Origin of the sequence: Burkholderia sp. AU30280, from assembly GCF_020420125.1 — a bacterium.
GTDB lineage: Bacteria > Pseudomonadota > Gammaproteobacteria > Burkholderiales > Burkholderiaceae > Burkholderia.
In genome coordinates this window covers 261781-278583 of record NZ_JAIZRY010000002.1, presented here as the reverse complement: position 1 = coordinate 278583, position 16803 = coordinate 261781, and the positions used below count along the sequence as shown (strand labels likewise).

Genomic DNA, 16803 nt, shown 5'->3' with positions numbered 1-16803 from the left:
GAGGCGACAGTGACCGCCGGAGGTGTGGAGGATACCGCATTGCATTACAAACGAGAAATCTCTGTCGTCGTCAAAAAAACGACATCTCTCCCCCGTCAAAAACGAATTCGTATGTGCGTCACATTCTTGCAGATGAGTCCGCTCGACGCCGGGGCGGCATCTACGCCAATCGTACTGTCATCCCGTTTCACCATCTCACGCGTCCGGGGGCCGCGCACCTGCGCCCCTCACGTTCTGGCGAATCCAGCGTGCCTCAAGACGTCGTCGGCCATGTTTCATCGATCCAGGCCAAAAGTCGGCAGACCACGGCGCGCCGAAGCGCACCCCGCCAGCACAACTCATACACGCGGAAACACAATCCAATACGTCACAAGGTTATCCATTGAAGCTGAGCGGGGATAGCTTCACGCGCCGACCGTTCGCCGCGGCCTCGTCGTCAAATCCGAGACATCTCATCGGTTGCGCCCCCCCTCTTCCAACGAGGTGCGCGTGTGCTTTCATCTGACCCAGCTAGCAATGGCATCGCGCATTCCGTTTGACGCCTCACTTACCATGGAGGCCGCTGCGATCCGTTGTCTGCCCCTCAATCGATCCACGGAAGAATCGTTTGGCCCTCCCGATTACCCTGATTATCGGCCGCCATGCCCTTGCAAGCGGAAGCACGTCGCGCAAAGCCATTGGCCCCCCCTCCAACCGCAACTCGTTAAAGAGACGGCTCTGTTGAGCACTCAGCTCCTCATGTCTACGCGCCAGATCCCCATAACCTTCCTCCAAATTTCTTAGCGCCAGGAGGTTAGCAGCGTTTTCCGCGAGAGCCGTTTCTCGAGCTTCCGAGATCACCGCCAGTTCCTGCCTATGGCACTCGCTTGCGATGTTTGCTTTCTCGATCTCGCGAGTCCGCAGGAATTCTTGCTCCGCCGCAAGGTTATCAAAAGATAAACGAAGAGCATCTCGGTCCTGTATTAAGCTATTCCGCTCTTGAATTAGGACCTCTCTATCGCGAACCAGCCTGTCTCGCTCGTAAATCAGACTCTCCCGCTCTTGAGCCAATTCATCTCGTTCATGAACTAGTTCGTCTCGCTCTTGAGTCAACCCATCTCGTGCTTGAATCAGACTATCTCGCTCGTGGATCAGCCCGTTTCGCTCATGAATCAAGCCTTCTCGTTCTTGCACCAATCCATCTCGCGCTTGAATCAGGCCATTGCGCTCGCCAACCAACTCCTCTCGTTCGCGAACCAACCCGTCTCGCTCATGAATCAAGCCTTCTCGTTCTTGCGCCAATCCATCTCGCTCGTTAATTAGACTCTCTCGTTCTTGAGTCAGCCCATTTCGTTCGTGAATCAGCCCGTCCCGCTCGTTAATCAACCCGTCTCGCTCGTTAATCAACCCGTCTCGCTCGTTAATCAACCCGTCTCGCTCGGAGCGAATGGCCAAACGACGGCTTGCTCTTTCCCGGTACACATTAAACGTGACTTCCGAGATGAGATCATCACTGAACCGCATCAACCCCATTAACTTGTACGAAGCATAGTCATAAAATTCTTCGATCGGATGGAATTTTGCCTCACCGTATGGGGCATCAAAAGACGTAATCGAGAAGCGACCATTCAAATCAAGAACATTCAACTTGCCCAACAGGCCATCAATCTTCGCCCAAAGCAGGTCAACCCACCAATTTATTTCAGGCGAATCAGAATCCCCTAGCCCCACGACCCCGTCATGAGTTACCTTGTTAGCACACGCCCGCCTTTTCATAGCAACAAGCGGAACGCCAATCTCCTCTGACAATTTAATTAATTCTTTAAGATAGTGAAAATAAATCTCCAAATAATGATGACTTCGTGGTGAAATTTTTATCCATCCATTTTCTATAAATCCATCCGGCCATTTCCAATTTGGTGCCAACATCGCCGACTCCATATCGGAAATAATGCAACCGTCCTTCTCATAATAATCGTTGGTAAAATCACTGGTCGGATCAAAAAGCAAAAACGCATAGCCACCCGCTTTGAGTTTGCGCAGCGCCTGCTTTGTCAACTCAAAATTTATCCGATCTGACAATTGATTGTCATGCGACTCAAAGTAAGTACGCCCATCTACTTTCTTGGACATCATGCAAGGCACACTTACGCGCCACAGATGCGTAACATCTGCCAACCGATTCATTCTCCCAGCGAGAATTTCGGTAACACATCCCCCGATGCTCAATATTTTTGGCTTTTGCAGGACCGAGACTGGAGCCCGCTCGCCTTCGGTGATGTCCGTCCTGATTACTTGAAAAATTTCGCTGATGCTCATGATTTCTTGATTACCACCATCACGCCGACTGGAGCAGCGAGCTACGTGCTGCGTCTCGTCCCTGTTCAGCCGCTGTAGCACCCCGATCGTCCGACGAGCCGGGCTTTCTACAGGCTTATGCCTCCCATACAGAAAACCTTACAATCCGCACATACTGACACAGGAAGTAGATATTTATTGACGAATAGGAAATAACCCGGAGCAAATATCTGCTCGCTTGTTGCAAACTGGCCACAAAACGACACACACTTTCCACACCCCTTGACATACCTCAGCTGGCTCGATTGCTAGTTGAGTGTGCCGATTTTCACGGTCGACCCTGCCCAACTCATCAACTTATACACATCTCCGCCCGCGCTGCGGTGATCAAGGGAACGCCCTTTTATTACCTTCAATTACATGGCGCTACGTTAGCGAACTCTCAGTGGATTGTGTTTGTTCTCCTTTTTTGCGCGAACGCTTTGCCCCCCAAAAGCTGACCGCGGGGCAAAGACAAAATGCGGAACACCTGACCTTGGCTACGTACAACCGCACACGCGAGCGAGGGCCTCAGCGAGGGATAACTGACCAGTCAAAACTTGGCGGAGTTGGAGCGAGACCATGGTGACAAGGCCCACCACATGTGCCCGCAAGACACCACTGAACTGGCGTCCAATGGTCGCGAGATACTGGATTTGGACCTCTCTGGGTTACTGCCTTAGAACACCAGCACGGAGCTACTAGACGCCGCAGAGTCCGAGCAAGTGCCATTGGGCGTTGCTGGACGCGCAGATGTGGATATGCGAACCGAAAGATGCTTGAGGCTGGCACATCGGCATGACAGGTTGCTTCATCTCGGTGATGCCTGCGGCGAGTTCTTCTTCAACCGCGTACTAGATCAGCGGCTTTCCAACCGTCGACTGCATTTCCTTGGGCATGGCCTTAGCGCAGGTTGAAGGTGTGTGCCGAGGCTTGCGGCAGGGAATACCGCCTTGTTGATTTAGTCCCTGAACTGACCTTGGGGGATGCGGCCGGGCCTACGCCCGGCCGATGAAACACTGAATCTCTCATTCTGGCGAGAGGTGAAAACCGGAGAGAGTCAGAAGGAGCGCCCCCTAATTAGCAACAATTAGCAGCTCATGTCAAGCTGCATGTGCTTCGGAAAAGCGAATCCAACATTCAGGTCGCAGTTCCACATGCCTTTGTCCGCTGCCTGAAACCCTGCTCGCGCATACAAATCGCGAGACAGAATATTCTTTTCGGTTTCCTGTGAGATCCCCAGCGCGGAGTTCAGCCCCTCCTCTCGCATGGAGTTCATGATGACGCCGAGTGCAGCCATCTCCACGCCGAGGCCAATAACCCGGCAGCTCATCACGAACTGGAGGACGGAGTTTTCTTTAACAAAGGCCACACAAACGATGCCATACTGAGTAAATCGATCATCAACGTCGAATGCAAAAATCTTCAAACCATTATTTATTTCAGAATTTACCTCTTCAACCGTCCAACGTTTTCCGGTGGTATTGAATTGATTTGTTTTATTGATCAATTCAAGGCATCGCTTGAAATATTTATCAGACGAATCTACAACAACATTACACCGAATCTTAATATTTAGAGACTGAAGAAATTCATCGTGATCCATTGACAATCGATCACTCTCACGCTGAATGACACTCTTTATCGATTCGGTTCGGGACGAAGATTCTCCGGAAATAAATGGCACCTGGGTTTCTGACGACCATAGCAATATACGGCGAGTATAATAAGGATTTGATCCTATAACACGGATATCGGGAAACATCGATTGGATAATGTCGCGCTCGGCAGGATTATCGTCAACATAGACGGCATTCTGCGCGAGCAGGTTCGTCTCTTGCAGAATCTGACGCATATTTTCGTGCTTCGGAAGCCAGTTTGCCTTGACCGATACGAAGTTACTGATCGGAAAGACATTTCCATAGTTCCGCTCCCACGTACCCACAGCATTCTCGTGCTCATTCTTGCTGATGATCGCCAACAGAATACCACGACGCTTGAGCAACATGAGCGCCTCGACAAATCCAAGTGGCCAACCAATCGTCATAAAATCACGAGAATTGTCCTCCTCCGCCGCGATCCCACGCCACGCAGTATCATCGAGATCAATAATCACGATTTTCACCGCATCAATCTGACGAACGATACGATACATCGACAGGATTTCATCACGCAAGGCACGGTATCCGTCATCTGTCCTTACAGAATAATACTCGGTTACCGGACCTAGATCCTCCAAACGCTTTTGACTATCCTGCCGATTTGACTCGTAATGCTCGTATTCAATATTCTGAATGAACCCACCGTGACTCAAGGACCAAATTGAATCATCATTTAGATATTTCTTCCCAAACGTCGAAGACACGCCATCCATGTCAATGACAAATGCGTTGTCCATTTCGCCAACTCGGCGAGAGAGACTCTCATTGATCTTCTCCATGAAGTAGCACGGGTTGCGCAAATCATACCGAGGCAGCAATTTCCCAACTGGATTCTGCTGAGGCACAAGAAAATTGCCAATAAAGGTAAGAATTTTGTGGCTCTTTAACCAGCGCGTGGCAACGTCGAGAAGATCAAGCGTCGTCTTCTCTGCGTTAGCGAACCTTTTTTCTTCTTCGTCAATGTCTGCGTACGAAAGAGGGAAATAGGTATAATCCGGGATTATCCTATCCATCGGCAGAAAGACAATTTGCAAATCGTAGGTTTCGATCGGTTGCGGCGGCTGAAACAGTGGGTCCATCAAGGACTGTATATGGACAAAATCACAATGTATGCCGCTCTCCAGCAGAAAACCGCGGATGTGGTCCGCAGTGCATTGCCCAATAACCAAAACCCGCTGAGGGGATCCGCTCGATATCGATAGATCGGTTGGACAGCGAAATGCCGTCCCATCATGCTTGAAATCGACGTTAGCAAATTGCTTCATATAAATATGCTCTCTTCACTCGAGTGTCTATATAAACACAGATATGGCGATATGCACAAAGCGGCTTATTATCATATCATGCGACCTTCCTCTAACCTACCTCTGGCAATCCCTCGTTCATAACAAGAGCCTTGCAATTGGATATTCCGACACCTTCGACTGCAAAACTGCGTTGGGCGTACGCAGTCGGTTCTAAACAACTCCTTTTGCTCGCGGGCCGCGTTACACCCACGCTGCCAGCGCTGGGTTTTCGCCCACGGCGGCAGCCTGAATTGAACGTAAAGAATCGGCAGCTTCCTCAAAACCATCCGCACGTTGCAGCCCACGCCACACAGCACCTTGCTCAACGCATCGCCAAGTTGGGGCCCTCGAGCCGGTTGCGCCCGAGGTTGCCTGACGCCGTCATATGGCCGATTGCTGACTCGATTACGCTGCGCCGCTTGATCATCGCTCTCAATGTCCGACTGATCCCGCGCCTCAAACCCGAGTGGTAAATCCTCGCTCCCGGAAACGTCATGCCCCCGGTACCCTCGATCTACCAACGGCTTCACTTCGCCCAGGATCGCTGCCCGCTCCAACGCCCCTTCCAGCGTGTGCCCATCGTACGGATTTCCCGGCATCGAGCGCACACTCGCCATCAGCCCTTCCTTGCGTGTGGTCGTGATCGACACCTGCAAGCCGAACTCGTACGGCTTGAGCGCACTTCCCTTGGTCAGGCACTCGAGTTCCGACGTGTACCGTTGCATAGAGTTTGTGTTTGTCCTTCGGCTGCTGCGACAGAATCCGCTTGGCGCGGCCAATCAATTCTTCCACGCCGGCGTCTCCCAAACGCTTGCGCCAGCGCGACAGCGTTCGGTGTTCGACCGGCGACTCGTTCTGCAGGTTCGTCTCGCCCGTGAACACTTGCCAGTATGGATTCACAACCCATTGCCAGACGACTTCCTCGTCTGGCAGATCAAAGGCGTGCTGCAAGTACAGCAGTTCGACAATGAGGCGCGGCGAGGTGGTCGGGCGGTCACTCCTGGACATGAAGTTCCCCTTCATCGCAGCACTCAATCGGTCCCAGTCGATCGAATCGGCTAGACGCCCCGGCGGGTGCTTCAGAGTAATCTGCTCGAACGACGGATACCGAAACAAATATCCCTCGCTCACTGAAGCCTTCGGACCCATCCAAGCCTCGTCGGAATTTGCAGGATTGCCGCGCAAATATGCTTGATTCCGGCGATTGCAGCAACGTCCTTTGGAGCGCAAAGCCTTGTCCCGCAACGACCGTCAGAATCGTTCAGAATCAACTCTTCACGCTCGCCTTTGTACGTAAACACCGTGCCCTTCAACGCACCCGGCCAAATGGAAATCGAATTGTTCGACATCGACAATGGCGATGCACGCCGGTCAAGCGCATGAGGACGCGGATGGAACGGTGAGTAGGCTTGCCCAGCCCGGAGAGAAGGAGCGACAGGGTGGCGGCACTATATAGGATGTGCTTGCTTGCGTCCGACCTACGCGGTAACGCAAGAGCGAGTGCCACTGTGTTCCCGACGCGTGGATTTCAGCACGTGAGCCGAAAAATGTGCGGGGCACGCGCACCGGCATGAACGAAAGTGTGTTGGTCGGGTAAGTACGTGCGGACAATCCGTCGGCAGGCGCGAGAGTCGCCTGTTTGCTCACCCGACCATACGCTGCCCAGAAAGCAACGCGGCGATCGGGCGCCGACATCAGAATCACCCCCGCTTGATATCCAACATCCAGGCTACCCGTGCTAGGAATCAACAGCACAACGCATGGCGTCTCATCAACGCAATCTGCTACCCTTGTGCGAGTACTTGAGGAATCCGCGCCATCGACAAAAATCGGTGGCTTTCGCGGGTTGTGAGTAACGTTTCCAACTACGCAATCATACGAATAGGCTCAAGACGAGCGAACCCATTTGCGCAATCTTCCCGCCAAGGTTTGCGACTCGCGTGCACCCGAAGCCTGAGCTACGACCTCATCCCCCAGATAAGAATTACGTTTTCGCGTGCCGTCGACGATGCTAACCAGATCGCGAAGCTGCAGGCGCCCCAGATATTCGTCGGAAAACGCAGGCGTATAGTAAACGCAATCATCGAAGAAATAGTGCGTCACCTGCGACCAACGAGACAACGCAGGATTGATTTGCGGGCTCCCGCCGTGCAGCAGATTGGCGCACCATATCAACGCTTGCCCTTTCCGTGCCTCGAAAATCCTGATTTCGGCCCCCTTGGCTTCCACCATCGCATCCCAGATTTCCTGATACGGCAATTGCGCCGATTCGCTGGACGTCCCAAACCCGCGCCGACCGGCCATTGCATTATCGATCATCGGCCAATTGTGCGATCCGGGAACCAGATGAAGTGGCCCTGCTTCCGGCGAGATATCTTCCAGCGCGACCCATACGCCGCACATAAAACGCTGAGGAATCGATGAAAAATGGACTGCATCGGTATGCAATTTTTGCTGCGTGCCGACCCTGAAATTGAGCGTCTGAAATGGAAAGGCAGTTCGGCCATACAAGCGGCCAAGCAAATCCAGCACTTTGCTGTTGGTAGCGATCGCCTTGACATCAGGGTCGTTGATCCACGCGTCCTGGATACGCCCCGCGCCATAATACACGCCATCATTGCCGGAACCCGTGTCGGCGAACAGCGGCGCTAGATGATCCCGGATGCGTGTAATTCGCGAATCGAGCTCGGGATCCGGAAAATCGATCACCACATAGCCGTTACGGTTCAGCGCGGCCGCGATTTCACGCTCATCAGGCGTCAACTCTGCCCGTGCAACTTCAATATCGAAAAGTGGTGACTCAATCAGTGGAGTACCCGGCAGCAGGCGCTTTTTTTTATCCATGACCATTTCTTCCATTACTTTATCCGGCCATCCCGAGAAAATTCGGAGAGGTCACAGAGTAGCGTAACCCAAAAATAACTTCACAATCCATGAAACCGCCCCTAAACAGAGAGCGCGACAGAGTTAAACGATTCATACCAATCTTTCACGCCATGGAACATACATTCTAGGAAAATCGGCAATAGCAAAATCCTCTCTATCGAGCGTCAAATTCTGATTGTAATACGGATCATTCAATTGGTCGGTATTCCACCGGGCAAGCATGAAACTCTTTTCCCTATTGAACCTGGCACGCTTCTCAGCGGACATTTGATCGTCCCCTCTGCTGTAGGATTCGAAGTGATGCAGGACTGCGTATGGTGTCCACACTATCCTGTAGCCTGCCTCTCGTACACGGAGGCACAAATCCACGTCGTTAAATGCAACCGGAAGATTTTCTTCATCAAAGCCGCCGACCGCACGAAATACCTCCCGACGCATGACCATGCATGCTCCCGTGACCGCCGAAAAATTTTGTACAAGTGCCGCTCTTCCTGCATATCCCGGGTGCGTTGATGGATATAGCCGGTGCGCGTGGCTTGCGAAACCGCCGATCCCCATCACGACGCCTGCATGTTGGACGAACCCGTCGGCGTACAGAAGCTTTGCCCCTACGGCACCAATATCCGGACGTAGCGCGTGCGAAACCATCTCCCTCAGCCAATCCCGCTCGATTGCCTCCACATCATCGTTGAGGAAGCACAACACATCACCGGATGCATGCTTTTCTGCAAAATTATTGATCGACGAATAATTAAAAGGAAAGTCATATCGTAATATAGTGACGTTGCCTCTCTGCGACAACGATTTCAGAAAATCGACTGTCTCCCGATCCGAGCTCTGATTATCTACGACAACGATTTCCAGATTCTCATAGACAGTTCCATCGAATATGCTGTGGATGCATTTTTTCAGAAGCAGACCACCGTCCCGGGTCGGTATGATGATAGAGACCTTAGGCGTATGAGTGGGTATCGGATATCGCACCCGATAGGTTCCAGCCAGTTCGCCCCGCGAAACACGCACCCCAGGCCGATCTTTGAAAAATTCGGAAAGCGCCCTTTCTCTTGCGTTACTCGCATCTTTTTCCACACCCAAACCGGCCAAGCCGGATTCACCGCGTCGACGCAAATGGTAGAGCACGCAAGGAATGTGGCGAATCTGAGACGGCATGCTTTCTTTCACGCACCTGAGCGTCAGATCACAATCGTGCCCGCCCTCATACTCGACCCGGAACCCACCTGTCTCGCGCACGAGCGACGTTCTATAGACAGCCGAGCGAGAAATCATGTCGTGAGAAAAGAACAAATCCGGATTCCATGAGCTCTTGAAGAAAGCGTTATCGCGAATTCCGAAATCATCGATTTCGTCGTTATCTGAATATATGATATTCAGATCATCGACCTCATTGACCTGCAAGGCAATGAGGTAAAGCGAATGAGGCGAAAGAACGTCATTCTGACCAACAATCGTAGAAAATTCCCCAGTCGCCAGCTCCAGAGCACCATTCGCCGCAGCCGACACATAACCACGCGAATTCAGAAAGACGACCTTTATCCGATCATCTTTTTCCGAAACAGATCTCAAATATGAAGCAACTTCTGATGCCGCGACGTCATCTGCAGCGATACACAGCTCCCAGTTCTCATAAATCTGCGCCAAGACCGACTGGACGGTCGACTCCAGATATCGAACGGACGTCCCGCACACCGGAACCAGAATGGAAATCAACGGTCGCCGCACAAATGAATCCATGTGCCGCCGAATCGAGTCTATATCGGATGGACGAAGCGTATCGAATTTTTCCACGTACACTCTGTAACCCAGCGGAGCGGAATGGAAGCGCAGTTTTGCGCAATCGGCATACGCTCCCTTCAGGTCAATCAACAGACGCCTCCACGTTATATTGTATTTTTTCGCGCGATCAGTATTCTTGAATTTTATAATGTCCCCAACGGTCCATTCGACCATTCTGACAATTCTCTCCACGCACGATATTTCTGTTATCCGCAGATATTCCAGCCTGACTGCACCCTCACCCCGCATTGGCGACAGACGCAAACGACGTGTATTACGCGGAATCCTGATGATCTGCTTGATATTTCCCGAGCGGGCCGCGGGAATGACAAAGGCTTCCGCATCTGAAAAGCCCGAGCCGGTATCGACGTAAAGCCGAGCCACCAGGTGCGCGCCACGTCGAATCATCCTGGACTCGACATAGACCCAGCCGAGTGGAACGGACTTACCCTCGCCCTCCGGCTCAAGGTCAAAAACTGGATCGTCTCCCACCGACGTCCAGTCAGCCAACGCCTCCCCCGACAAAACCAGATCCCTGACCGGAATGACCTTGAATCGAATGGTTCGACGAACTATCGACAGGAGAAAATCTTTCATATGGATCGAAAATGGATGAATCCGGATCGACGGCACGACAAGCCAACACGAGAAACCGGCCCACCCCACAGAGAAATTTTTTACGAAGGCGCAAGACGACCCACCCAAACAGGCGCGGGTAAAGACTCGGGGCGCGCTGCCCCGAACAGCGGAGCCACGGCGCGCCTGGACGCGCCATTCGCTAGCGTACACGCCTCGTCATGCAATCGTTCCATGTCCCATGCTTGCAGGAGCGGCCGACGTTCAGTTGAATCAGCTCAGGCCAAGCATTGGACCAGTCGCTTACCAGTGATCTGCACTCGAGCCCTCAAGATGTCGACGCTCCGGGCGCATCAAGCGCGAGACGCCTGAGAGACGCGACACGCGGCGGCCAAGCGAGCTGGCAATCGAATCGATCGAGGGACAGGTTCGGGTTATAAGCCGGATCATTCGCGATCAGGTCATGCCAGTGGTCACGCATGTACTCGATCTCTCGTGTAGCCCGGGCCATCTTCTCCTCGGTATCGTCGCAGCCGCGCGTGGCGGATTCGTGGTGATACAACACGGCGTGTGGCGTCCAGACCACCGTATAACCCGCTTGCCGGACGCGAAGGCAGAAATCAACGTCGTTGAATGCGACGGCGAGATCACGTTCATTCAATCCACCCAGTTGACGATACAGGGATCGCCTGACGACGAGGCATGCACCGGTTACGGCAGACAAGGACTGCGTGGTGACCGCGCGCGCCAGGTAGCCCGGCTCGTCGCGCCCCAGCCCGCGATGCAGGTGATCGGCGCAGCCGCTGAGCCCGACGATGACACCTGCATGCTGAACGGTTCCGTTCGAAAACAGCAATTTGACTCCGACGACGCCAACCTCCGGACGCAGCGCGTGCCCCATCACTTCGTCGAGCCAGTCGCCATCGATGATTTCCACGTCGTTGTTGACGAGTGCGACGAACTCGCCCCGCGCCAATTCGACCGCGCGGTTGTTGAGCGCGGAGTAATTGAACGGACGATCGTCTTGAAGGATGCATACGCCGTGATCGACCGAAAGCCGCTCCATGTAGTCGAGCGTTTCCGGATCGTCGGACCCATTGTCGACAATAATGATTTCGAAGGCGCGATAGCGGGTCTTTTCGATAATCGAATCGACGCAACGACTGAGCAGCGCAAACCCGTTACGCGTCGGAATGACGAGCGAGACCAGCGGAGCCCGTTCCGGCAACGGATACCGTATATGGCGGCCATGCTCAGTGGTCGAGACCGGCGCTCGAATGCCCGCCCGCGACAGGTGGCGTACGACCGCCATCCGGCCCGCATCGCGCGCATCGGGTTGCGCATCCGGATCTTGAATAGCTTCGGTTAGGGCACGTACGTGATAGAGAACACGCGGAATATGCAGGATCCTGTCGCGACTGGTATGCGTGAGACAGCGAAGCGTCATGTCGTAGCGCGACGCAGCCCCATGGCGATGGTCCCGCCCACCGGATGACGTGAAAACTTCCGACCGATAAGCACCGAGACCGGTAAACAGATCCGACGAGAGCATCAGATCCTCGCTCCAATCGCTCTTGAAGCGCGGGCTATGACGAACGCCATCGATGTCGATACTGTCTTCATCCGCGTAAATCAGGTCGACATCGGGATGCCGGGTGATCGCGTCGGCCACGACGTAGAGGCCATGTCGAGGAAGCACATCATGCTGTCCGATGAACATGACCCAACGACCGCTTTCGGCAAGCGCTTGATCAACCGCTGAATGCGCTTCGGCTGGAGAGCGGTCCAAAATGACGCGGATACGCGTATCGGCACTCAGGTCCCGGGGAATCAGTGCAGTGCAATCCGAGTCGGAACGCCGATCGACGATCAGAAGTTGCCAGTGCGGGTAAATCTGCGCGGCGATCGAGCGGATTGCCGTTTCCCAGTGAGGCGACGCTGCACCCGACACCTCCATGCCGATCGCGAACAGCGGGCCGCCAGTGAAGTAGCGCAGGTTGTCCCGCATCACGCGACACGTGTCAAGGCTCGGCGTATCGAAGTGACGGACCCAGTCCGTGTATCCGACCAGGGGTTCCGACTCGTCGAACAGACAGCAGTAATCACGCCATGCTTGCACCATGTCCACGCGACCGTGGCCGACCTCAGGCAGGTCGTAATCATCACCGCATGGTTTGTACCTGGGGTGCAGCGCACCGAGCTTGGCCATGATGCGCGAGTGCGCAAATCGTGTCGTGACCCTGACAAGGCGGAAGGCTTCGATTCGATCAACCGACTGATCGTCGCAATCAATCTCGATTTCGATCTTGCCGCGCACCGGGAAATGGACAAGCCGCTTGCTCACCTGCCGCGCGCTTAGGCCCATCGCGAGTGGGGCATGCGATGCATCGCCTCGCAACCGCAACCGCAACCGAGCTCGCATCTGCGCTGCATGGCCGCTCACGCGAAGCTCGATCATGTACCAACCCGGCAACAACTGGACGTCGACCAGATACACCCGTGATCCCGGTCGATCTACCGACTGGTGAGAGGCATTGGGCAGATTGACCAGGAAAGGCATCCCCCATGTCAGGCGCAGGGCATTGAAGTCAAACATGGACTTGCGCAGGAAGCGACTCAAAAGTACTCGGCATCCTTGAATACAGGTGCCGCTCCATCCTTGCCGGACACCAACGCCTCGCCTGAAATGGGCCACTCGATCGCGAGCGTCGGGTCGTCCCAACGGATCGCTCGTTCGGCGTCCGGATACCAATAGTCGGTAGTCTTATACAAAAACTCCGCCGCGTCGGACATAACAACAAAGCCGTGCGCAAAACCTTCCGGAATCCACAGCTGGCGCTTGTTCTCCGCAGACAGCACAACACCGACCCACTGTCCGAACGTCGGCGACGCGCGACGAATGTCGACCGCGACGTCAAACACTTCGCCGGCGACTACGCGAACCAGTTTTCCCTGTGCGTGATCGATTTGGTAGTGCAAGCCGCGAACGACGTTCTTCGCGGATTTCGAGTGATTGTCCTGCACGAACTCGACAGAATGCCCAACCGCCTCTTCGAACACTCGATAGTTGAAACTCTCGAAGAAGAACCCACGCGTATCGCCGAATACTTTCGGTTCGAAAATCTTTACGTCGGGAATGGTAGTCGCTATTACGTTCACCGAGCTTTTCCTTCTTTGAGAATGTTCTGCAGGTACAGACCGTAGCCGTTTTTGCTGAGCGGTTGCGCGAGACGTTCGAGTTGTTCGTCGTCGATATAACCGAAGCGATATGCAATCTCTTCAACGCAAGCGATCTTCAACCCTTGCCGGTGCTCCATCGTGGCGATGAAGTGCGAGGCCTCCAGCATCGAATCGTGCGTGCCGGTATCCAGCCACGCAAAACCTCGCCCCATGGTCTGCACGTTGAGCAAGCCATCCTTCAGGTACAGCGCGTTGAGATCGGTGATCTCCAACTCTCCGCGCAACGACGGTTTCAGCGATTTCGCAAAATCCACTACCTGCTCGTCGTAGAAATAAAGCCCGGTCACCGCGTAATGCGATTTCGGAACCTCGGGCTTCTCTTCAATACTGATCGCTTTACCTGTTGAGTCGAACTCGACAACGCCATATCGCTCCGGATCCTGTACGTGATAAGCGAAAACCTGTGCACCCGAAGCACTATCAGCCGCCCCTTTCAACAGACCACCGAGATCATGGCCATAGAAGATGTTATCGCCAAGAATGAGTGCCGAAGGGTCGCCATCGATGAACGACTCACCCAGCAGGAACGCCTGTGCAAGCCCGTCCGGGCTGGGCTGCACCTTGTACTGGAGACTGATCCCCCACTGCGATCCATCGCCCAGCAACTGCTCGAAGCGTGGCGTGTCGTGAGGCGTCGAAATGATCAGAATGTCCTGAATCCCCGCCAACATCAATGTGCTCAACGGGTAGTAGATCATCGGTTTGTCGTAAATCGGCAGCAATTGCTTGCTAACTACCCGCGTCGCCGGATAGAGACGGGTACCCGAACCTCCTGCGAGAATAATGCCTTTGCGCTTCATGCTTGTTCTTTTTCCGTATCAGTCATGCAGTTGATCGAAGACGTAATCAACACCGTTTCGCCAATCGGGGAGCATTATTCCGAACGCCGACATCAATTTTCTGCAATCGAGGCGGGAATTCATGGGCCGCTTTGCCGGAAGCGGGTACTCATGCGTCGCGATAGGCGCAATATCGGCCGGGCGCAACTTAAGGTCAATTCCTCGCGCCTCCCCAAGCGCGACGACGTAACGCGCATACTCGCACCAGTTCGTTTCCCCGGATGCTGCGAGGTGGTATGTGCCGAACGCAAAGTGTTCGCGATCGGCAAAATAATGTGCCACGACATGTGCAGTTACATCCGCAATCAAAGCGGCCGACGTGGGTGCACCTGTCTGATCTGCCACGATGCGAAGCTGATCCCGTTCCCGGGCGAGGCGCAGGATGGTCTTGAGAAAATTGCCGCCATGCGCGCCCACGACCCAGCTCGTTCGAAGAATCAGGTGCTTCGCGAAGGCCTGCCGAACCGCCTTTTCGCCGTCACACTTGGTCGCCCCGTAAACCGATTGCGGATTAACGGGTGAGTCTTCGCGGTACGGTGTCTCACCAGCACCTTCAAATACATAATCGGTCGAGTAGTGGACGATCGGCACATTGCGTACCGCGCCCCATTTGGCCATCACGCCAGGCGCTGTCGCATTGACAGCCCGGGCCAATTCCGGCTCGCTCTCGGCCTTGTCCACTGCCGTGTAAGCAGCAGGATTGACGATCAGGTCCGGTTGATGACGATCCAGCACCGCAATAATGTTCGCAGGATCACCCAGATCCATATCGCGTCGGGTCAACGCGATTACTTCTCCCAGCGGCGCAAGCGCGCGTCGCAACTCGAAGCCAACCTGCCCGTTCGAACCCGTAATCAAGATGCGCCGCATCATCACTCTCCGTAGTGGCGTTCGATCCACGTACGGTACTGGCCGCTCGTGACGTTCTTCACCCAGGCTTGATTCGTCAGATACCACTCGACTGTCTTGCGGATACCGGTGTCAAATGTTTCAGCGGGCTTCCAACCAAGTTCGCGTTCAAGCTTGCGAGCGTCGATCGCATAACGGCGGTCATGGCCCGGCCGATCCTGAACGAAGCTGATCTGCTCCACATACGACTTGCCATCGCCACGCGGCTGAAGTTCATCGAGAATCGCGCAAATCGTATGCACGACTTCGATGTTCGGTTTTTCGTTCCAGCCACCAACGTTATAGGTCTCGCCAAGCACGCCATTCGCCAGGACGGTTCGGATCGCCGAGCAGTGATCCTTGACATAGAGCCAATCACGAATTTGTCGACCGTCACCATAGATCGGCAATGGCTTGCCGGCCAGCGCGTTCAGGATGATCAGTGGAATCAATTTCTCGGGAAAATGATACGGACCATAATTGTTCGAGCAATTGGTGGTCACCACCGGCAACCCATACGTATGGTGCCAAGCGCGTACAAGATGATCCGATGCCGCCTTGCTCGCCGAATACGGACTGTTCGGCTCGTATGCGCTGGTTTCGGCGAACGGCGGATCATTAACATCAAGTGTGCCGAACACTTCGTCGGTGGAGACATGCAGGAAGCGAAATGAGCGGCGCTCTTCTTCAGCGAGGGCGGACCAGTAGGCACGGACCGATTCGAGAAGATTGAACGTACCGACGACGTTCGTCTGAATGAATTCACCCGGACCGTGAATTGATCGGTCGACGTGCGACTCTGCAGCGAAATTGACCACCGCACGCGGCCGGTATTCCGAGAGCAACTTCGAAACAAGCTCACGATCGCCGATGTCACCGCGCACAAAATGATGTCGCGAATCACCGTCCAGCGACTTCAGCGTGTCCAAATTCCCCGCATAAGTCAGTTTGTCGAGGTTGACGACAGGTTCATCGGAGCCGGTAAGCCAGTCGAGAACAAAGTTTCCACCGATGAAGCCAGCTCCACCTGTAATAAGCAACATTTGCAACTACCTTTATAAGGTTAAGACTATCGGCAGCCCGAACTAAGCGCGTGCAGGACCTTGCGAAAATAAATCCGGAGAATACATCGCGCGAAGCCATTGAACCACCTCGTTGGCCGCTCTCCCCGCCCTCGACAGTACAGGGCATACTGCAGCGCAACTTCCCGGAGAACTGCGCCTTGCGTCAAGATGATCGAAAAATACGCGAATGACACGATCCCAAACACCAGACCGCTTCTTGTCGGACATCTCGACTGGTTCAATCATCGATCGA

9 protein-coding genes and 1 pseudogene are annotated in these 16803 nt (G+C 54.1%); all 10 read right to left on the bottom strand.

Annotated features, from left to right (window positions below; genetic code table 11):
• Positions 1-543 precede the first annotated feature (543 nt).
• A complete protein-coding gene (locus LGN17_RS05335; RefSeq protein ID WP_226195438.1) occupies positions 544-2298 on the bottom strand; it encodes a hypothetical protein in 1755 nt (584 codons plus the stop codon).
• 1108 nt (positions 2299-3406) lie between these two features.
• A complete protein-coding gene (locus LGN17_RS05330; protein WP_226195437.1) occupies positions 3407-5242 on the bottom strand; it encodes an HAD-IIIC family phosphatase in 1836 nt (611 codons plus the stop codon).
• Between the two features lie 278 nt (positions 5243-5520).
• Positions 5521-6412: pseudogene (locus LGN17_RS05325) on the bottom strand (transposase); the annotation flags it as partial.
• Between the two features lie 738 nt (positions 6413-7150).
• Entirely contained in the window at positions 7151-8122 is a 972-nt protein-coding gene (locus LGN17_RS05320) for a phytanoyl-CoA dioxygenase family protein (protein WP_226195436.1), read from the bottom strand.
• Positions 8123-8239: 117 nt separating this feature from the next.
• On the bottom strand, positions 8240-10540 hold the full coding sequence (locus LGN17_RS05315; RefSeq protein ID WP_226195435.1) for a glycosyltransferase family 2 protein: 2301 nt from the start codon (positions 10538-10540) through the stop codon (positions 8240-8242).
• A gap of 307 nt (positions 10541-10847) precedes the next feature.
• A complete protein-coding gene (locus LGN17_RS05310) occupies positions 10848-13139 on the bottom strand; it encodes a glycosyltransferase family 2 protein (RefSeq protein ID WP_226195434.1) in 2292 nt (763 codons plus the stop codon).
• Positions 13136-13678 (bottom strand): dTDP-4-dehydrorhamnose 3,5-epimerase, encoded by a 543-nt coding sequence (gene rfbC / locus LGN17_RS05305; RefSeq protein WP_226195433.1) that lies wholly within the window; start codon positions 13676-13678, stop codon positions 13136-13138. The genes LGN17_RS05310 and rfbC overlap by 4 nt, the downstream gene beginning before the upstream one ends.
• Positions 13675-14559, bottom strand: coding sequence for a glucose-1-phosphate thymidylyltransferase RfbA (gene rfbA / locus LGN17_RS05300; RefSeq protein WP_226195432.1), 885 nt, complete (start codon positions 14557-14559; stop codon positions 13675-13677). The genes rfbC and rfbA overlap by 4 nt, the downstream gene beginning before the upstream one ends.
• 18 nt (positions 14560-14577) lie before the next feature.
• Positions 14578-15468, bottom strand: coding sequence for a dTDP-4-dehydrorhamnose reductase (gene rfbD / locus LGN17_RS05295; protein ID WP_226195431.1), 891 nt, complete (start codon positions 15466-15468; stop codon positions 14578-14580).
• A 2-nt stretch (positions 15469-15470) separates the two neighbouring features.
• Positions 15471-16529, bottom strand: a complete 1059-nt coding sequence (rfbB, locus tag LGN17_RS05290; RefSeq protein WP_226195430.1) for a dTDP-glucose 4,6-dehydratase — start codon at positions 16527-16529, stop codon at positions 15471-15473.
• Positions 16530-16803 lie beyond the last annotated feature (274 nt).